Raw genomic sequence first — 974 nt, forward strand, 5'->3', positions numbered from 1 at the left:
CCTTGGCCGCGCGCGGAGCGCGGCGCTATGTGCTACCTTCCTACATGCCGATGTGTGGCAGTGTCGACATGTGGACGTGCAGATCAGTCGACATACGTTTGCTTATTCATCGCGGGAGGGGTGCCATGATCGAGAAAGTCGGCCATGTCAGCAATCCGCTGACCGTTATCGCCATCTTCGCGGCGATCTCCGAGATCTCGCTTGTCGGCGGCATGACGGTCGTGGCGCCGGAGTTGCAACGCACCTACATCTGGTTCGTCATGATCTTCCCGACGATCCTGGTGGTGGCCTTCTTCGGGGTGCTGGTCTGGAACCGGCGGGTGCTCTATGCGCCGAGCGATTTCCGGGACGACACTGCGTTTATTGATCTGATCCAGGGGCAGAGCCGCGAGTTTGTGTCACAAGTCGATGAAGCGATACAGTTGCTAAAGTCCACGACTACCGAACTCAACGGCACGATCGCCGAGTCTGAAGGTAATGCGGAGCACATTCGTGCAAAGGATTTAATTAAAATAAATGATAAATTCTTACAGATCCAAGAAAGTCTGGCGTCTACAGCAGAAAGCGCCGACAAATTATATGAATCAGCTTCGGCAGAACTTGTGCAATCGGCTATTCCTACTCCTAAATGGCAGTTTGTTACACGACGGCTGATCCCATTTCCGAATTTCCAGAAGCTCCTAGATTATTTGAAGAGTCGATACGGACCGACAATCGACGAAAGCACGGTTGAGGTCTTAATATCCCGCGGTCTCATCACACGCAGCAGACATAACGAGAAAATTTACATAGAGTCCTCATTTTTTAGGATAGAACGCGAGTTGGATAAAATAAATAGAAAAAAGAATGTTTGTTTGTCTACGAAAGCAGATTGAGTAGATAATAAACAAACGAGGCGCCCCCGCCTGGCTCCGCCTGGCGGGGTGACCCGCTCTATTGCGCCTGGCGGCCCGGGCGGCCTTCGGCCACCCGCC

At 52.5% G+C, this 974-nt stretch carries 1 protein-coding gene; it reads left to right on the top strand.

The features are described 5' to 3' along the window. The first annotated feature begins 125 nt into the window (after positions 1 to 125). Positions 126 to 875, top strand: coding sequence for a hypothetical protein (locus tag ACFOGJ_RS24270; protein WP_379905515.1), 750 nt, complete (start codon positions 126 to 128; stop codon positions 873 to 875). The last annotated feature ends 99 nt before the right edge of the window (positions 876 to 974 follow it).

It is taken from the genome of Marinibaculum pumilum (genome assembly GCF_042646425.1).
GTDB lineage: Bacteria > Pseudomonadota > Alphaproteobacteria > Ferrovibrionales > Ferrovibrionaceae > Marinibaculum > Marinibaculum pumilum.

What these genes read in the sequence shown, in the direction of transcription:
- ACFOGJ_RS24270 (WP_379905515.1), top strand. Translation starts at nt 126, where the DNA reads ATGATCGAGAAAGTCGGCCATGTCAGCAATCCGCTGACCGTTATCGCC.